This is a genomic window from Tardiphaga sp. vice154, assembly GCF_007018645.1.
In the GTDB taxonomy this organism is placed as follows: domain Bacteria; phylum Pseudomonadota; class Alphaproteobacteria; order Rhizobiales; family Xanthobacteraceae; genus Tardiphaga.
This window is the reverse complement of sequence record NZ_CP041399.1, coordinates 4074325-4089570: the sequence shown is the minus strand read 5'-3', so window position 1 is coordinate 4089570 and position 15246 is coordinate 4074325. Positions and strand designations below refer to the sequence as shown.

Annotated in this window: 12 protein-coding genes; 8 read left to right on the top strand and 4 right to left on the bottom strand. The window is 59.7% G+C overall.

All coding sequences use genetic code 11. The features are described from left to right. Positions 1-5 precede the first annotated feature (5 nt). The 4 genes from FIU28_RS19120 to FIU28_RS19105 all read right to left on the bottom strand — a co-directional run bounded on the left by FIU28_RS19120 (position 6) and on the right by FIU28_RS19105 (position 4941). On the bottom strand, positions 6-995 hold the full coding sequence (locus FIU28_RS19120) for a rhamnan synthesis F family protein (RefSeq protein WP_143574754.1): 990 nt from the start codon (positions 993-995) through the stop codon (positions 6-8). 18 nt (positions 996-1013) lie between these two features. Continuing rightward, entirely contained in the window at positions 1014-1799 is a 786-nt protein-coding gene (locus tag FIU28_RS19115) for an ABC transporter ATP-binding protein (protein ID WP_168209966.1), read from the bottom strand. 2 nt (positions 1800-1801) lie between these two features. Further along, complete coding sequence (locus FIU28_RS19110; RefSeq protein ID WP_143576283.1) at positions 1802-2575, bottom strand: ABC transporter permease; 774 nt, start codon at positions 2573-2575, stop codon at positions 1802-1804. Between the two features lie 266 nt (positions 2576-2841). Next, complete coding sequence (locus FIU28_RS19105; RefSeq protein WP_143574753.1) at positions 2842-4941, bottom strand: glycosyltransferase family 2 protein; 2100 nt, start codon at positions 4939-4941, stop codon at positions 2842-2844. A gap of 376 nt (positions 4942-5317) precedes the next feature. On the opposite strand from FIU28_RS19105, the gene FIU28_RS19100 reads away from it, so the two are divergent. The 8 genes from FIU28_RS19100 to FIU28_RS19065 all read left to right on the top strand — a co-directional run bounded on the left by FIU28_RS19100 (position 5318) and on the right by FIU28_RS19065 (position 15178). Then, on the top strand, positions 5318-6748 hold the full coding sequence (locus FIU28_RS19100) for a UbiA family prenyltransferase (protein WP_143574752.1): 1431 nt from the start codon (positions 5318-5320) through the stop codon (positions 6746-6748). Next, positions 6745-8073, top strand: a complete 1329-nt coding sequence (locus FIU28_RS19095; RefSeq protein ID WP_143574751.1) for an FAD-binding oxidoreductase — start codon at positions 6745-6747, stop codon at positions 8071-8073. Before FIU28_RS19100 ends, FIU28_RS19095 begins: the two co-directional genes overlap by 4 nt. Next, entirely contained in the window at positions 8070-8822 is a 753-nt protein-coding gene (locus FIU28_RS19090; protein WP_143574750.1) for an SDR family NAD(P)-dependent oxidoreductase, read from the top strand. Before FIU28_RS19095 ends, FIU28_RS19090 begins: the two co-directional genes overlap by 4 nt. 4 nt (positions 8823-8826) lie before the next feature. Next, the gene (locus FIU28_RS19085) at positions 8827-9756 is read left to right on the top strand and encodes an NAD-dependent epimerase/dehydratase family protein (protein ID WP_143574749.1); all 930 of its coding nucleotides are present in this window, start codon (positions 8827-8829) and stop codon (positions 9754-9756) included. Positions 9757-9766: 10 nt separating this feature from the next. Beyond that, complete coding sequence (locus tag FIU28_RS19080; protein ID WP_143574748.1) at positions 9767-11080, top strand: NAD(P)/FAD-dependent oxidoreductase; 1314 nt, start codon at positions 9767-9769, stop codon at positions 11078-11080. Next, the gene (locus FIU28_RS19075; RefSeq protein ID WP_143574747.1) at positions 11077-11463 is read left to right on the top strand and encodes a GtrA family protein; all 387 of its coding nucleotides are present in this window, start codon (positions 11077-11079) and stop codon (positions 11461-11463) included. The genes FIU28_RS19080 and FIU28_RS19075 overlap by 4 nt, the downstream gene beginning before the upstream one ends. Before the next feature lie 110 nt (positions 11464-11573). Then, positions 11574-13571 carry a hypothetical protein gene (locus FIU28_RS19070; RefSeq protein ID WP_143574746.1) on the top strand — a complete coding sequence of 666 codons (1998 nt, stop codon included), beginning with the start codon at positions 11574-11576 and terminating at the stop codon, positions 13569-13571. A 62-nt stretch (positions 13572-13633) separates the two neighbouring features. Continuing rightward, positions 13634-15178, top strand: coding sequence for a hypothetical protein (locus FIU28_RS19065; protein WP_143574745.1), 1545 nt, complete (start codon positions 13634-13636; stop codon positions 15176-15178). Positions 15179-15246 lie beyond the last annotated feature (68 nt).

The following is a 15246-nucleotide window of genomic DNA, read 5'->3' as shown; positions in this document are numbered from 1 at the left end:
TGCCGTCACCGCGCTAAATGGCGTGCGATCATCCCGACGTCATAGCTGCTGTGCTCGGAAATTAAGTCCCCCCAACGCGAGGTGCCTGGTACGTTGTTCGGGTTCGAGGTTAGCAGGTCACGCTTGATAAATGGACAGGCGTAGTCGGTTATCAGCACGTCCCAAAAAAACTGCGTGGGATTCACGACGCCGTCTTTCATGATCTGCGCCCGAAACCGCTCGAAGGCGGCGTGCCCGACGTCCGGAGTGGCCTGGTGTGCGAGCCGCGCTTGGGCGATCTCGACGACAGCGCCGTAAGGCGCCAGCACGCCGACCTTCAACTGCGCGTCCTGCAGAACCTGCGTCAGTTTAACTTCGGCGTTTCGAATTACCCACATCCGATGATTGATGTAGAGCAGACGAGTCCAGAAATTCTTAAAGGCTGTGGATCGAAGCGCGTTCGGCATGAACACCATAAAGAACGTCTGGATGTGGTAGCGGTTCTCGAAGCTGTCGGTGATTCCCCAGAAATCGGTCGTCGCGAGGTCGATCTTTCCAAGCGTGTCCTTCAGGTTCCAGAACGGGCCGTAAACGCTGTCGTTCATCAGGATCAAGCTGTCGAGCCGGTCGAGATCGGGGATCGACGCAATGCCATCCTTATAGGCGCCGAAGTCGTAGCCGATATTGAAGCGCCAGATCAGCTCCTTGCAGAATGGTTGCACGCGCGCGCGGCTTTCGGCGGGCAGATAGGGCGCGTTGGAGACGAAGGTTACCCGGTAGCCGGCGCCAACCAGTTCGCACAATTGATGTACGACGTAGTCGTGCACGATTCCGGATTTGTCGAAATGTACGAAAACAGCTGCGTGGGGGGCGTCGCGCAGCGGGTCATTCCCTTCGATCCTTTCGCGGACGTAATTTCCGCGACGGCCGAATTTCCCGAACAGACCGATCGCCCAATCTTGGATTGGCAAATATAGCCGGCGCCCGGCGCGAACGACGTCCTTCAGACGATCCATCGCGCTGCTGTCTCCGGGTTAGGCCGTGCCCGCTTCGGCAGAATAGGCGTCCAGCACGTCGTCGATCGGGCCGGATGCCCTGATCTGACCCTGGTCCATCCAGATTCCCTGATTGCAAAATTTACGACAAGTTTCGATGCTGTGGGAGGCCAGCACCATGATGCTGGCCTTTTCCACGAAGGATTGCACGCGATGCTGCGCCTTGCTCAGGAAGCTGGCGTCGCCGGCCATGATCCATTCGTCCATCAACAGAATTTCAGGCGCGAAGCAGGTCGCTACCGCAAAGGTCAGCCGTGTCATCATGCCCGACGAATAGGTGCGCACGGGAACATCGAGATAATCACCCAGTGCGGTGAACTCTGCAATATCAGCCATACGATCCTCGATTTCGTCGCGCGACAGGCCTAGGATCATCCCGCGCAGCCGGATGTTGTCGTAGCCGCTGATCTCGTTGTCGATGCCGAGGCCGATATCGAACATCGGCGAGATCCGGCCGCGGCTTTCGATTGTGCCGGTGACCGGCTCGTACACGCCGGCCATGACGCGCAGCAATGTGGTCTTGCCGGCGCCGTTGGAGCCTATCAGCGCGACCCGGTCGCCGGCGACGAGCTGCAGTGAGACGTCGCGCAGGGCCTGCACGATGATGCGATGGCTGGCGTCCGCCGCCATATGGCCGCCGGAGCCGCGGAAAAGCAGGCTCTTCTTCAGCGACCGCGACCCGCCGTGATAGATCGGAAAGGATACGTTGACGTTGCGAAGCGTCAGTTCGGCATTCATGACGGGGACCGATTTAGGAGCGTTCATGATCAGACCCAATAGGCGATGCGGGCGCGGAAGCGCGCGAAAAAGGCGCTCGCGATTGCCAGATTGATCAGAGTGATCAGAAGCACGGCAAGATAGTGTTTCGAAGTGGGCATCTGGCCCAGGAGCGGCGCACGGACTATCTCGATCAGATGATAAAATGGGTTTAGGTCGGCAAGATAGGCGCGGCTCTGCAGCAGTTCGGGCTTCCAGAAGATCGGCGTGACAAAGAACACGATCTGCACGACGGAAACGACGACCTGCGGGACGTCGCGAAAGCGGGCCGAGATGATGCCGATATAGAGATTGGCCAGCGCGCCGTTTATCAGCACAAGTACTAGACCCGGAATGGCCAGCAGCATCACCGCACCGGGCCAGAACTGGAAATAGAGCAACACGCCAAAATAGATCACGAAGTTGTGGGCGAAGATAACGAACTTGCTCCAGGTCGAGCGGTAGACGTAGACAGAATAGGGTAGCCGGATCTGCTTGATGTAGGATTCTGAGCCGGTAAACAGTGTACCGCCGTCCGAAAGAAACCCGGACAGCAGATTCCAGACGAGCAGACCGACGCAAAGGAACGGCAAGAACTCGCGGATCTGCATCTTGAACAGTTCAGCGTAGAGCACTCCAAGCGCAATCACCATGATCGCCATGCTCGCCGTCAGCCAGAACGGCCCAAGAATCGAGCGCCGATAGCGCTGCAGTATGTCGTTCCAGCCCAGCGTGACCCATAGCCGCCACAGCGAGAGACCCTCAATCGCGTCGGCCCACGCAATCGCCGCCGCGGTGCGCGGTTTGCGCGCGGAGGTCTGATCGAAAAAATTTCTATCTAGGCTAGTTTTCAAGGGTGGCCGATCTGAGTCTTGATGTCTTGCTGCCGTAGCAATGGCGAATTCACTTGCTGCGTTCGAATTCGAGCAAAGGAACACCCTATCTCGGCGGTCCTGTCAACGGCGGTTTCGCTGCTGCATTCGCACAATTCGGCCGTTATTGATGCCTCAAGATCCGTCAAAAAGTGGACCGAGCGTGCACTTCGATGCCGTCAGACCTTCCACGGCTTTCGCAAGCGCGGTGGGCGCGCCAGCTCGGGCGTGATGGCATTTAGCGACAGGTTTGGATTGTAAAACGGGTCAGACATCAGCCGATTACCCCATTTGCGGCGCATGAACCGCGACTCGCGTAGGAAGCGTTCCTGCTTCTCGCCGGAGGTATCCAGACCGCGCGATTTGGATTCGTGATGAGCAAGAACTGAGTAAGGAGTCCAGATGATGCGATAGCCCGCCGCGCGTACCTGCATACAAAGGTCAATGTCGTTAAACGCTACCGCCAGATTGGCTGCATCGAGGCCGCCCAGTTTCTGAAACAACGCCCGGCGAATGAGAAGACAGGCGCCCGTTACCGCGCTGACGTCCTGCGCGAGGGCCAATCTTCCGAAGGCGCCGGGTTCGTCGCCAGCTTCTCTGGCGTAGCGATGACCGGCCACGCCGCCGATCCCCAGAACGACGCCAGCATGTTGCAACGTTCCGTCCGGGTAGAGCAGCTTGGGTCCGACGATGCCGACTTCAGGATTGGACAAATACCGGACCATCTCCTTGAGCCAATCGGAATTGATCATTGAGATGTCGTTGTTGAGCAGCAACACGTATTCGCCCGTAGAGACGGCGATGGCCTTGTTATTGATGGCCGAATAGTTGAAAGCGCCTTTGCACTCAACGATGCGAACGCCACGAGTCTGTACTTCAGAGAAAAATTTGAGCGTTTCGGGCTTCGTGCTCTCGTTATCCGCGATGATAATCTCGAGGTCGGGATAATCGGTGGTGTGTTCTAGGCCATCGATCGCCACCCGCAAGACGTCGAGATAGTCTCGGGTCGGCACGATGACCGAAACTTTGGGCCAGTCGGCCGGGTCGGGACGCAGGATGCGGTGAAAGCTCCCCAGGACGTCCTCGACCGCCACAGTCTCACCATGTCCGGAAAAGTAGTCAATCAGGGCACGACGCGCGGCTTCGGTGGCCTTGCGCAGGTTGTTGGAGGACATGGTGCTGGCGCCATCAAAGATACGCCAATGGTAGAGGACGTAAGGGATGTGAACGATCGGCGCTCGCGTCTTCGCAATCACTCTGAGTGCGAGGTCGTAATCCTGGCTTCCCTCGTAGCCGATGCGGAAACCGCCAGCTTGGTCCACGGCGGACCGCTTGTAGGCCGAGAGGTGGTTGAGGTAATTCTGGCCGTAGAAAAGTTCAGGGCTCCACTCAGGCTTAAAGTGTGGATCGCATCGCTGTCCGCTGGAGTCCAGCTTATCTTCGTCGGAATAGAACACGTCGGCGTCCGGGTGTCGCTGGATCGCTTCGGCGATCATGTATAGTGCGTGCTCTGACAACACGTCATCATGGTCGAGCAGGGCGACGTAGTCACCGGTTGCAAGTGCTAGAGCGGAATTACTAGCAGCAGAGATGTGCCCATTGGTTTCGCGGTAGATCGGTCTGATCCGACTATCCTGCTCTCTATATTCTTCTAGTATCGTGCGAATGTGCGGCGCGGTCGACCCGTCGTCTGCGATGCAAAGCTCCCAGTGCGGGTAAATTTGATTGAGTACGCTAGCGACAGCATCACGAAGGATGCGCTCCGGCGTGTTATATACCGGCATTATAACGGAGATTAGCGGCAGTGTCTGGAACTTTGCGATATGGGCCGCGATTTCGCTGCGGTCGGCCGCTGATATCGTGTCGAATTCACCAATCCATTTGGTGTACTGCTGCGCGATAGAGCGGTTCATTCCCGGCGTCGTCCGCCTCAACATGGCGACGAGCCGCGGCCCTGCCATCATACGGAATAAAATGGGGGCCTTGTACCGTAACACTCTGTATCCGGAACGGAGTATGTGAAACGTTTTGCGTCTGACGCCAGGCGGAAACTTTCCGGCTATGTTTTGAAGCCGCATGCCCATCAGCCATGCAGGCGAACGAGTTATGCTGTCGATCTCGTCCTGCAGTCGAACGATCTGGACCTCGGCTTGCGCCAAGTCGCGTTTTAAATTTTCTATTCTTTTCCTATCGTGATCATGGGAGTAAGCCATGGTGCGGGTTTCGCCCCCAATGTCCTTCATCAGTTCCCGAGCTTCCTGCCGGACAGAATCGACCACATGACCTCTTTTGATTGCCTCTGTACTCACGAAAGAAGACCTGGTGTCATAACAATTTCTTATATATCGTCAAAATGGAAAGTCGTGCGCTCGGTTTAGCACCAATCAGTCGGAAAAGGTTAGTTCTGATAGTATTAGCTCAGCGCTTGTCGTTGATCCATCAAAACGTTGAATTTTTCATCAACAGCGGCCACGGCGCCTCACGATTTCGGGCGCCAAAGCGGACGTTGCGCTCCACCGGTTTTTCCCCTACACAATTCCCGGCCGTAAGGGTCGTCAATATCAGCTTGTTTTTCCTCGGATCGTTCATCGAACCCGACGGCCCCGACGAGGAAATCGCTTGTGCAAATGTGCTATTTTCGAGTTTAGCCCAGTCATGATCGACGCGCGTAGGCTGCCGCTGGTGGTTGATCTCGATGGCACATTTCTTAAGGTCGACAGTCTGTTTGAAATCTTCGCCACCGGGCTTTTCGCCAGGCCCGGTAAAACGCTGCTCGCTTTGCTTGAGCTCCGAAATGGCATTGCCGCTCTCAAGCAGCGGCTGACGCGTGTGGCGGAGCCCGTTGTCGATAGTTTCCCGGTCCGCGAGGAATTGCTGGCCTATCTTGAGCAGGAATCTAAAGCGGGGCGAGAGGTGCATCTCGCCACCGCTGCCGATCAGGTTGTTGCCCTTCTAGTTGCTGAGCGTTTTCCGCTGTTTAAAACAGTTAACGGCACCTCAGGCGACTTTAATTTAAAGGGACAGAACAAGGCTGACCGGTTGCTGCGTCAGTTTCCCGACGGCTTCGTCTATGCCGGCGACAGTAAGGCCGATCTGCCGGTCTGGCGTGCCGCCCAAGCCGCCGTGGTAGTGTCGTCGAGCCGGTCGCTGACCGATGCCGTCTTGGCCGGCGGCACTCCGATCGAGCGCACGTTCGACGACAAATCCCATCACCGTGCGGTATGGCTGAAGTCGCTGCGCCCGCACCAGTGGGCGAAGAACCTGATCGTGCTGGTCCCGGTGGCGCTGGGCTGGCGCGATGTCACATTGGAGGGTCTACTCCGCACGATCGTGATGATGGGGTTGCTGTGCCTGGTTGCCTCGCTGACCTATCTCGTCAACGACATCGCCGATCTCTCGTCAGACCGCAAACATTGGTCGAAGCGCCGCCGCGGCTTCGCCTCAGGGGCAATTCCGGTCCGTGATGGCCTGCTGGCTGTCGGCGCCATCCTGCCGGTGGCGTGCATCGCCGCGCTGCTGGTCTCGCCGCCGGCCGGGTTGTGCCTGCTATTATACGTCGCCACGACGCTCGGCTATTCGTTCGGCTGGAAGCGCATTCCGCTGTTCGATACCTTTGTCATTGGCCTTCTCTTCACGATCCGCATCCTTATCGGCATTGCCGCCGCAGATCTCGTGCCGTCGGCGTGGCTGCTGACGTTTTCGATGTTTTTCTTCTTCTCGCTGGCGCTGGCCAAGCGCCATACCGAAATTCTGCGTGCCGCCGAGCATGGCCTGCAGAAACTGGAGGGGCGGGGATACCAGGCCGGCGACGAGAGCCTGACACTCGCCTTCGGCAGCGCGGCTTCGATGGCGTCCATCATCATCGTGGTGCTGTACCTCGTCGAGGAGATTTTTGCCCGCCAGATCTACCACACGCCGGCCTGGCTTTGGGTGGCGCCGATCGCCATCTTCCTGTTCAGTTGCCGCATCTGGGTGCTATCGCACCGCGGCCGGATGACCGACGATCCAGTGGCTTTCGCGCTGCGCGACAATGTAAGCCTCGGCCTCGGCGTTCTGGTCGCCGCCGCCATCCTGTTGGCGTTATGAGCGGTTTTGCCCCACGCGACGATATCATGCCTTGGAGCCGGACTCCGCGCACCCGGATGGAGGTGGCGCGGCCGGCGTTTCCGGACGAACTGGCCCCGTTGGCCATGGAGGGCGCCGAGCTGCAGGGTGGGCTGCTGGCCGGCGGCCTGCGGCGTTCGTATGGCGACAGTTGCATCAACGATGGCGGCGCCCTGATCGAGATGACCGGCCTCGACCGCTTCATCCGTTTCGACCGGACCAGCGGGCTGCTCGAAGCTGAGGCCGGCGTCAGCCTGGCGGCGATCCTGAAGCTGGTAATTCCTGCCGGCTTCTTCTTGCCGGTCACGCCGGGGACCAAATTCGTCACCCTTGGCGGCGCCATCGCCAATGACGTGCACGGCAAGAACCACCATCGCGCCGGCACGTTTGGACGTTGGATCCGCAGCCTCAGCCTGCTGCGCAGCGATGGCAGCGAGCCTACCGTCACCGATGACGACACCTCCGGCTTGTTCGCGGCCACGATAGGCGGTCTCGGGCTCACGGGAATCATCACCCGCGCCACTTTGCAAGTGATGCCGATCGCAAGTTCGAACATGGCTGTGGAGACGATTCCGTTCGGCAACCTCGCCGAATTCTTCGCGCTGTCGGCGGTAAGCGACGCCAGTCACGATTACACGGTGGCGTGGATCGACTGCCTGGCAAAGGGCGACCGGCTCGGCCGAGGCATCTTCACCCGGGCGGGCCATGCCAGCGATGGTGAGTTGCGCGTCAAGCCGCCGGGCGGCCCGTCCATGCCGATCGACGCCCCGGGCTTTTTGCTCAATCGGTTTTCGATTGCTGCATTCAACGAGGTCTATTTCCGCCTCGCCGGCCGGGCTCGGCAGTCTACCATGTCGTACGATCCGTTCTTTTATCCGCTTGACGCCATCGGCAACTGGAACAGGATGTACGGGCCGCGCGGCTTCTATCAGTATCAAAGTGTGGTCCCGCCAGAAGTGGCGGCAGAGGTCACGGCTGAGATGCTGCGGGCGATTTCCGACGCCAGGCAGGGCTCGTTCCTCGCGGTGCTCAAGACCTTCGGCGACATGGCATCGCCCGGTCTGCTTTCGTTTCCCCGGATGGGCACCACGCTGGCACTGGATTTCGCCAATCGGGGCGGGTCGACCCTGTGGCTGCTTGACAGACTCGATGCGATTGTCCGAGAAGCCGGTGGCCGACTTTACCCGGCCAAGGACGGCCGTTTGCCGCCAGCTATGTTCAGGGCTGGCCATCCCGCGCTGGATCAGTTCACAACGCACCTGGACCCCGGAATGTCATCGACATTCTGGCGGCGGATGACCCTATGACAACACCCAATCCACTCCGCGTCTTGATCCTGGGTGCCGGTTCCGGGATCGCCCAGGCGACCGCCAGGCTGTATGCCGCCGAGGGCGCCACGGTCGGACTTGCAGGCCGCAAGGTCGAGCGGTTGGCTGTCATCGCTGCCGACCTGAAGGCGCGCGGCGCTGCCGCCACCGAGATTTTCGATGTCGATTTTACCGCCCCTGACGCCGCCTCCACGCTGGCCGGCATGGTCGCGAAACTGGGCGGGCTGGATCACGTCATTCTCGCTTATGGCGTGCTCGGAGATCAGGCGCTTGCCGACCGCGATGAGGCCGCCGCGATGGCCGTCATCGACGTTAACTTCCGCTCCGCCGCCGCCTGGACGCTGGCGGTTGCCAACCTGCTGGAAAGCCAGGGAAAAGGATCGCTGGTCGTGATGGGCTCGGTCGCCGGCGACCGCGGTCGACGCTCCAATTACGTCTACGGCGCCGCCAAGGCTGGCCTTGCCGTGCTGGTGCAGGGCATCAGCCATCGCTTCCGCGGCGCCGGCCCCCGCGCCGTTATCGTCAAGCCCGGGCCGACCGACACCGCCATGACCGCCGGCATGGCCAAGGGCGGCCCGATGTGGGCGACGCCCGAGGCGGTTGCGGCGGTCGTGCGCAAGGCGGCCGATGGTGGCGGTCCGGTGGTCTACGCGCCCGCCCGCTGGTGGCTGATCATGGCGATTATCCGTAACATTCCGGCCGCCATCTTCAACAAGATGAATTTCTAGGGCCATGCGCAAGATCATCATCACCGGCGCGGCGGGCCTGGTCGGCCAGAACCTGGTGGCGCGGCTCAAGTCGCGGCCGGAGTTTGAGCTTGTCGGCATCGATAAGCACGCCGCCAACGTAGCACTATTCCGCCAGGCGCATCCCGACGTGACGATGATCGAGGCAGACCTCGCCGTGCCCGGCGCCTGGGCCGAGTGCTTTGACGGCGCGGATACGGTGGTGGTCAATCACGCGCAGATCGGCGGATTGTTCATCGAGGAATTCGTCGCCAACAACGTCGCCGCCACCGAGCACATTCTGGCTTCCGCGCAGGCTTATGCGGTGCCGTACGTGGTTGGTATTTCGTCCTCGGTGGTGAATTCCTCGGCTGATGATTTTTACACCCGCACCAAGACTGCGCAGGAAAAACTATTTAACGCCTGCGCCATCCCGCATGTGACTCTGCGGCCGACCTTGATGTTCGGCTGGTTCGATCGCAAGCATCTCGGCTGGCTGCGCCGATTCATGGACAAGGCGCCGGTGTTTCCGATCCCGGCCGACGGCAATTTCACCCGCCAGCCCCTCTATGTCGGCGATCTCGTCTCGATCATTGTGGCGTCCATCGAGCAGCGCAAGACCGGTACCTACGACATATCCGGGCTCGATAAGATTTCCTATGGCGCCCTGATCGGCATGATACATGACATCGTCAAGCCGCGCGCGAAAATCGTGCATATTCCCTACGCGCTGTTCTGGGCGCTGCTGTGGGTCTATGCCATTGTTGACAAGAAGCCGCCGTTCACCACCGGCCAACTTGAAGCGCTGGTGATTCCGGAAACCTTTCCAGTGATTGACTGGCCGGGCGAATTCGGCGTTGCGTCGACACCGCTGCGCCAGGCGCTGAGCGAAACCTACCTACACCCCGACCATTCCAAGATCATTCTGTCCTTCTAGGAGTTCTGCCATGGGCCGCATCGTTGTGTTGGGAGCAGGGCCGATGGGCCTCGCCGCCGCGCAGCGCGCGGTCACCCTGGGCAACGAGGTCGACCTGATCGAGGCCGATAGCAAGGCCGGTGGCATGGCCGCGCATTTCGACTTTTCCGGCGTCTCGATCGAGCGCTTCTATCACTTCGTCTGCAAGTCTGACGCGCCGACTTTTAAGCTGATGGCCGAACTCGGCATCGGCGACCGGATGCGCTGGGTCGACACGTCTATGGCGTATTTCACCCACGGCAAGGTGCATAAATGGGGTGATCCCATATCTCTGCTGACCTATCCGCATCTGACCTTGATGGAGAAGATCCGGACCGGGCTGCAGATGTTTCTGACCACCAAGTCAAAAAATTTCGACCGCATCGAGCACCTCACCTCGCGAAAATGGATCGAGGGTGGCTCCGGCGTGTCGGTCTACAATAAGTTGTGGAAGCGGCTGCAGGAGCTGAAGTTCTACGAATATGCCGATGAGGTCGCGGCGTCGTGGATCGCAACCCGCATCAAGCGGATCGGCAATTCGCGCAAATCGATCTTTCAGGAACAGCTCGGCTATATCGACGGCGGCTCGAAAACGCTGGTGGAAGCCATCGCCGATGATATTCGGCGCAAGGGCGGTCGCATCCATCTTGGAACACCCGCGGAGCAGGTCTTGGTTCACAACGGCCGCGTCTTTGCGGTGCGCGCTGGTGGCCGTGAGTTCGCCGCCGACGCGGTAATCTCCACGGTGCCGGTGCCGCTGGTCAACCGGTTGGTGCCCGACCTGCCGCAGGAATGGCAGGACAAGTATGCCGCGATCAAGAACATCGGCGTGGTCTGTCTGCTGTTCAAGCTGCGGAAGTCCGTAACGCCGCACTTCTGGCTCAACATTGTCGCCGACGACATCGGGATTCCCGGCCTTATCGAGTTCTCAAACCTGCGCCAGGTCGGCGACACCATCGTCTACGTTCCCTATTATATGCCGGTAACTCAGCCGAAGTGGCAGTGGACCGACCAGCAGTTCATTGACGAGGCGTTCGGCTACATCAAGCGGATCAATCCGGCGATCACCGACGCTGACTTGCTCGACGCCAGGGTTGGCCGCCTCAAGCATGCCCAGCCGATCTGCGAGCCGCATTTCGCCGACAAGCTGCCACCGGTGCAGACCCCGATTGCCGGGCTGCAAATTGCCGATACGTGCTATTATTATCCAGAAGATCGCGGCGTCGCCGAGAGCATTCGGCTGGGGCGGCGCATGGCGGAACATGCCGGTGATGCCGCAAGGGCACCGCAGGGCGCTCGTCCGTGAGCCGTGAATTCATTCGCTTTGCGCTCGCGGGCGGCATTGCGGCAGCCGCGAACATCCTTTCCCGCTGGTCGCTATCATCGTTCATCCGCTTCGAGATTGCCGTCGTCATCGCCTATCTCATCGGGATGGCCGTCGCTTTCGTGCTGACGCGGCAATTTGTGTTCGCACGGTCCGATCGCCGGGTGCAGAGCGAAGCGATGCGCTTCGTGCTGGTCAATCTCGTCGCACTCGCGCAGGTGTGGATCGTCAGCGTCGGGTTGGCCGAATGGGTGTTGCCGTGGCTCGGCATTGTCTGGCAAAAAGACCTCATCGCCCACGTCGTTGGCGTCATCAGCCCGATAGCGACGAGCTATTTGGGGCATAAGAAATTCACGTTTGGATAGTCGATGGCGTATGCCTCGATGGATGCATCGTTTGCTGAGGCCTACCTGACAAATTCCTGGGGGGCCGAACGCGTGACGGGCGTTCGAATTCTGCAGAGGACGTAACTGCGATGAACTGGCAACGCTTGAAAGCTTCCAATCTTGGTCCAAGCGCGGCTTGCATCGTTCTGTCTGGCGTGCTGCTGCTGGTCGCTGTAGCGAGCATTCGGCCGGCCGGTTTCGGCTTTTTGACCGCGGGTCTCGATTCTTCATGGGTTGCTGCGGTGGCTTACGCCGTGGAAAAGGGCCTCGCTTTCGGCTCGGAGATCGTCTTCACGTCAGGACCTTTCTCAAGCATTTACCACCGCTTGTATTCGCATCAGCTCGCTTCGGCGATCGTCGTTCTCGATTGCCTGTGGGTATTGGTGTTTGTAGTCCAACTGCTGGAAATGTTGACGCCACTGTTGAGACGCCGGGAATCGCGCTGGCTTTTTGGGTTATTTTTCGCCGGATTGATCCTGCTCGCCGAGCGACTTTTGCGCGATGGCCTGATGCTGTTTTTTGTGTTTGTCACTTGCTACCGCTATACGCGTGGGCACAGCGGACCGCTGATGGTGATGGCGTCCATTGCCGTGATCGCGGCGTTCGGTATGGCCAAATTCTCGTTGCTGGTGCTTGCGCTACCGGCCTTCGTTATCGTCGATGCTTTGTCGGTTTCACGACGCGAAATACCTTACAAGACGGCCGTTCTTTCGCTGGGCCTCGTGGTCGCCTTTGTGGCAACGGGGCAGCCGCTCTCGAATTTGCCCGCCTATCTGCGAGCTTCGCTGGAAGTGTCGCAAGGCTACTCCGCCGGAATGAGCATCGACGGCGCTCCGGACTCGATCTGGCTGTGGATAATCTTGAGCCTTGTTGTTGTCGTGACCGCCGCTTGGGCCGCCTGGCCTATCATCAAAGTCCGCGGGCCGGGCCGGGCGACGGCGATCGCGCAATTGCTGCTGCTGCTCGGCTATCTCTTCATTTTGATGAAGGCCGGTTTTGTCCGCCACGACGGCCATTCCCTGATCGCTTGGACAGGGTTGTTTCTCGCCATTCCCGCGGTGGCGCTGGCGAGTGGGCCGATCTGGACAAAATATCGTCCTTTCGAAGTAACGCTGGTCGTGAGCTTCCTGTACCTGTACGCGCCCTACGTCCAGAAGATGCCGTTGAGTGTGCTGAATCCTGTCGGCATCGCGGCGCGTTCGATCGCGACCCTCGGGGACGTGGCCGATTTTGCGCGATGGCCATCGGCCTGGATGGCCGAGAAGGACCGGCAGTTCGCGGCAGCTCGCGACCAGCTTCGCGCGGCGGCATCCTTGCCGACGGTATCCGGCATCGTTGACATTATTCCGTCACGGCAAAGCGAGGTGATCGCCGCGCAACTCGACTACCGTCCGCGTCCGACAATACAGGAGTACACGACCTATACGCCCTCGCTCATCCAGCGAAACCGCGATTTCTATCTGTCGCCGAAAGCACCGGAGTTTGTCTATTTTGCGCCGGGATCGATCGACGGCCGTCATCCGGCTTCGGCGGAGGGCGCGCTATGGCCGCTGTTGCTGCAGCGCTACGAACCGGTCGGGACCAGCAACGATTTGCTGGTGCTGCGCAGGCGATCGCAACCGCTTCCGGAACTCCTAAGCGCACCGATCGTCCGCCAGGCGACGCTTGGCGAGTGGGTCGATGTCCCGACGTCGACAAAGCCGCTATTTGTCGGGATCGATGTGCAGTACAGCCCGCTCGGTCGGTTGGCCGAACAGGTTCTGAAGCCGCCTTCCATCTTGCTGCGTGCCTTGTATAACGGCGGACGGGCCGAAAGTTACAGATTGATTCCGGGCATGGCCCGGGATGGCGCCATCCTCGTCCCGACGGTCAAGTCCGCAAACATGTTTCTGCAGATGTACGAGGGGGCGGCGGCTGAAGACGGTACGCGCCCGCTGGCATTCGAGATCGTCGTTAACTGGCGGCAGTCCTGGGGATACAGATCAAAGGTGGTGATTTCATTCGCCGAAGTGGATACGGATACGCTGAACGCGCCGGGCAATACGGCTTGGAAAGCCTCGTTCGGGACAGGCTATACGACTCGATGACGAGCGGTGTCTCGCAAAAGACGAACTGCTGACCGCGCGAGTTTCGGTCTCTGGGAGATACAATGAATACGCAGCCGGTCGCGACAAAGCATGCCGCATTGAAGGTATTGCTAGAAAAAGCTCTGGCGCTAGTCGGGCTCGCGCTGATCGTCTTTGGCGCAAAGATGCTGTTCATCCGTTATTTTGGTTCGGCGCTACCTTACTGGGATCAGTGGGATGCTGAAGCCGATAGCCTGTACAAGGCCTATCTGAACTCCAGCCTTTCATGGTCGGCGTTGTTTGCCGCTCACAACGAACACCGTATTTTCCTAACCCGCGTGCTGTCGCTCGCGTTGTTCGAACTCGACGGCGGTTGGGACCCGATCCTGCAGATGATGGTCAACGCCGCGTTGCACGTGGTGGCTATCCTTCTCATCGTGTTCGCGCTGCAGCGGATCCTTCGCCCTGCCCAGTTGATCGCTTTAATTGTGTTCACCGCAGTGCTGTTCGTCCTGCCGATCGGCTGGGAAAACCTGCTGGCCGGTTTTCAGAGCCAGTTTTATCTGTTGCTGATTTTCTCCATTGTGGCGCTGTCCGGCTTTGCGGTGGCCGCCGTATTCAGTGTGCGCTGGTGGCTGAGCGTCGCCTGCACGGCGGCAGCCTTTTTCTCGATGGCATCGGGGGCGCTCATCGGTGCCGCGGCCCTAGCGATTGTGGCGGTGCAGTTGCTGCTACGGGTCCGTCATGGCAGCAAGGAATATGCCGGCGCCGCCATCTTGTTCGGGATGTCCACGGTGATGATCGCCTACGTTCCTCACATCGTTGGTCACGATGGCCTGAAGGCCCATAACATCCGCGAACTGTCGACGGCATTGCTCGCTTGCCTGCAATATCCGCGTGCTGGCTCATGGATCGCACTCCTGACGAACTTGCCATTGGTCGCCTATGCCTATTTCGTTGTGGCTGCGCGGCCGGCGCGGACCTCGCCACACTGGGTTATCCTTAGCGTTGTCGTCTGGTGGTTCGGGCAGATCCTGTCACTTTCCTACGGTCGCGCGGTGGCGCCGAATTCGTCTCGCTATCTCGACATCACGATCGTGGCGATGCCGGTAAACTTCGCTATCCTGCTGTTTTTCGCCACGCTCGTGCGCTTGACCGGCAAAAAGTGGGTGGTTTTACTGGTCACAGTGGGCTGGCTCGCGATGACCTTTGGCGGCCTCATGCTGGACATGGTGCGGACTACCTATCCGAACGTCATTAAGAAAGCCGCGCAAAGCCGCGAGCAGGAGGCAAATGTTGCGGCGTATCTCCGGACCGGCGATATTACCGCGCTACAAAACAAGTCGATGCTGGCGATCCCCTATCCGAGTGCTGACCGTCTGGCATCGCTGCTTTCCGATCCCACGATCCGCATGGCGTTGCCGCGGACTATCCGCCCCGAGGACATGGATGAGAAGGCGTTGCTGGAGCGCACGGTGCTGCGCGGGCGATCGCATGCGGCCCTTGAGCGGACCAAGCTGGCCATTATGAACCTAGCTCCGGTCGTGCTCGCGCTGGGCATGGCGTTGGCCCTCGGTGCCGGCTTCTCCCTGCGGCCGGCTCCTTTGAAGGACGAGGGCGCGGACTGAGCATCATGCGACCTCGAAAGATGTCGCGTCTTTGCCAAATTGACTAACCGCGACAAAGGCTTGTAAGG

Coding starts and splice junctions, on each gene's coding strand:
- FIU28_RS19120 (WP_143574754.1), bottom strand. CDS start 995: ATGGATCGTCTGAAGGACGTCGTTCGCGCCGGGCGCCGGCTATATTTG.
- FIU28_RS19115 (WP_168209966.1), bottom strand. CDS start 1,799: ATGAACGCTCCTAAATCGGTCCCCGTCATGAATGCCGAACTGACGCTT.
- FIU28_RS19100 (WP_143574752.1), top strand. CDS start 5,318: ATGATCGACGCGCGTAGGCTGCCGCTGGTGGTTGATCTCGATGGCACA.
- FIU28_RS19095 (WP_143574751.1), top strand. CDS start 6,745: ATGAGCGGTTTTGCCCCACGCGACGATATCATGCCTTGGAGCCGGACT.
- FIU28_RS19090 (WP_143574750.1), top strand. CDS start 8,070: ATGACAACACCCAATCCACTCCGCGTCTTGATCCTGGGTGCCGGTTCC.
- FIU28_RS19085 (WP_143574749.1), top strand. CDS start 8,827: ATGCGCAAGATCATCATCACCGGCGCGGCGGGCCTGGTCGGCCAGAAC.
- FIU28_RS19080 (WP_143574748.1), top strand. CDS start 9,767: ATGGGCCGCATCGTTGTGTTGGGAGCAGGGCCGATGGGCCTCGCCGCC.
- FIU28_RS19070 (WP_143574746.1), top strand. CDS start 11,574: ATGAACTGGCAACGCTTGAAAGCTTCCAATCTTGGTCCAAGCGCGGCT.
- FIU28_RS19065 (WP_143574745.1), top strand. CDS start 13,634: ATGAATACGCAGCCGGTCGCGACAAAGCATGCCGCATTGAAGGTATTG.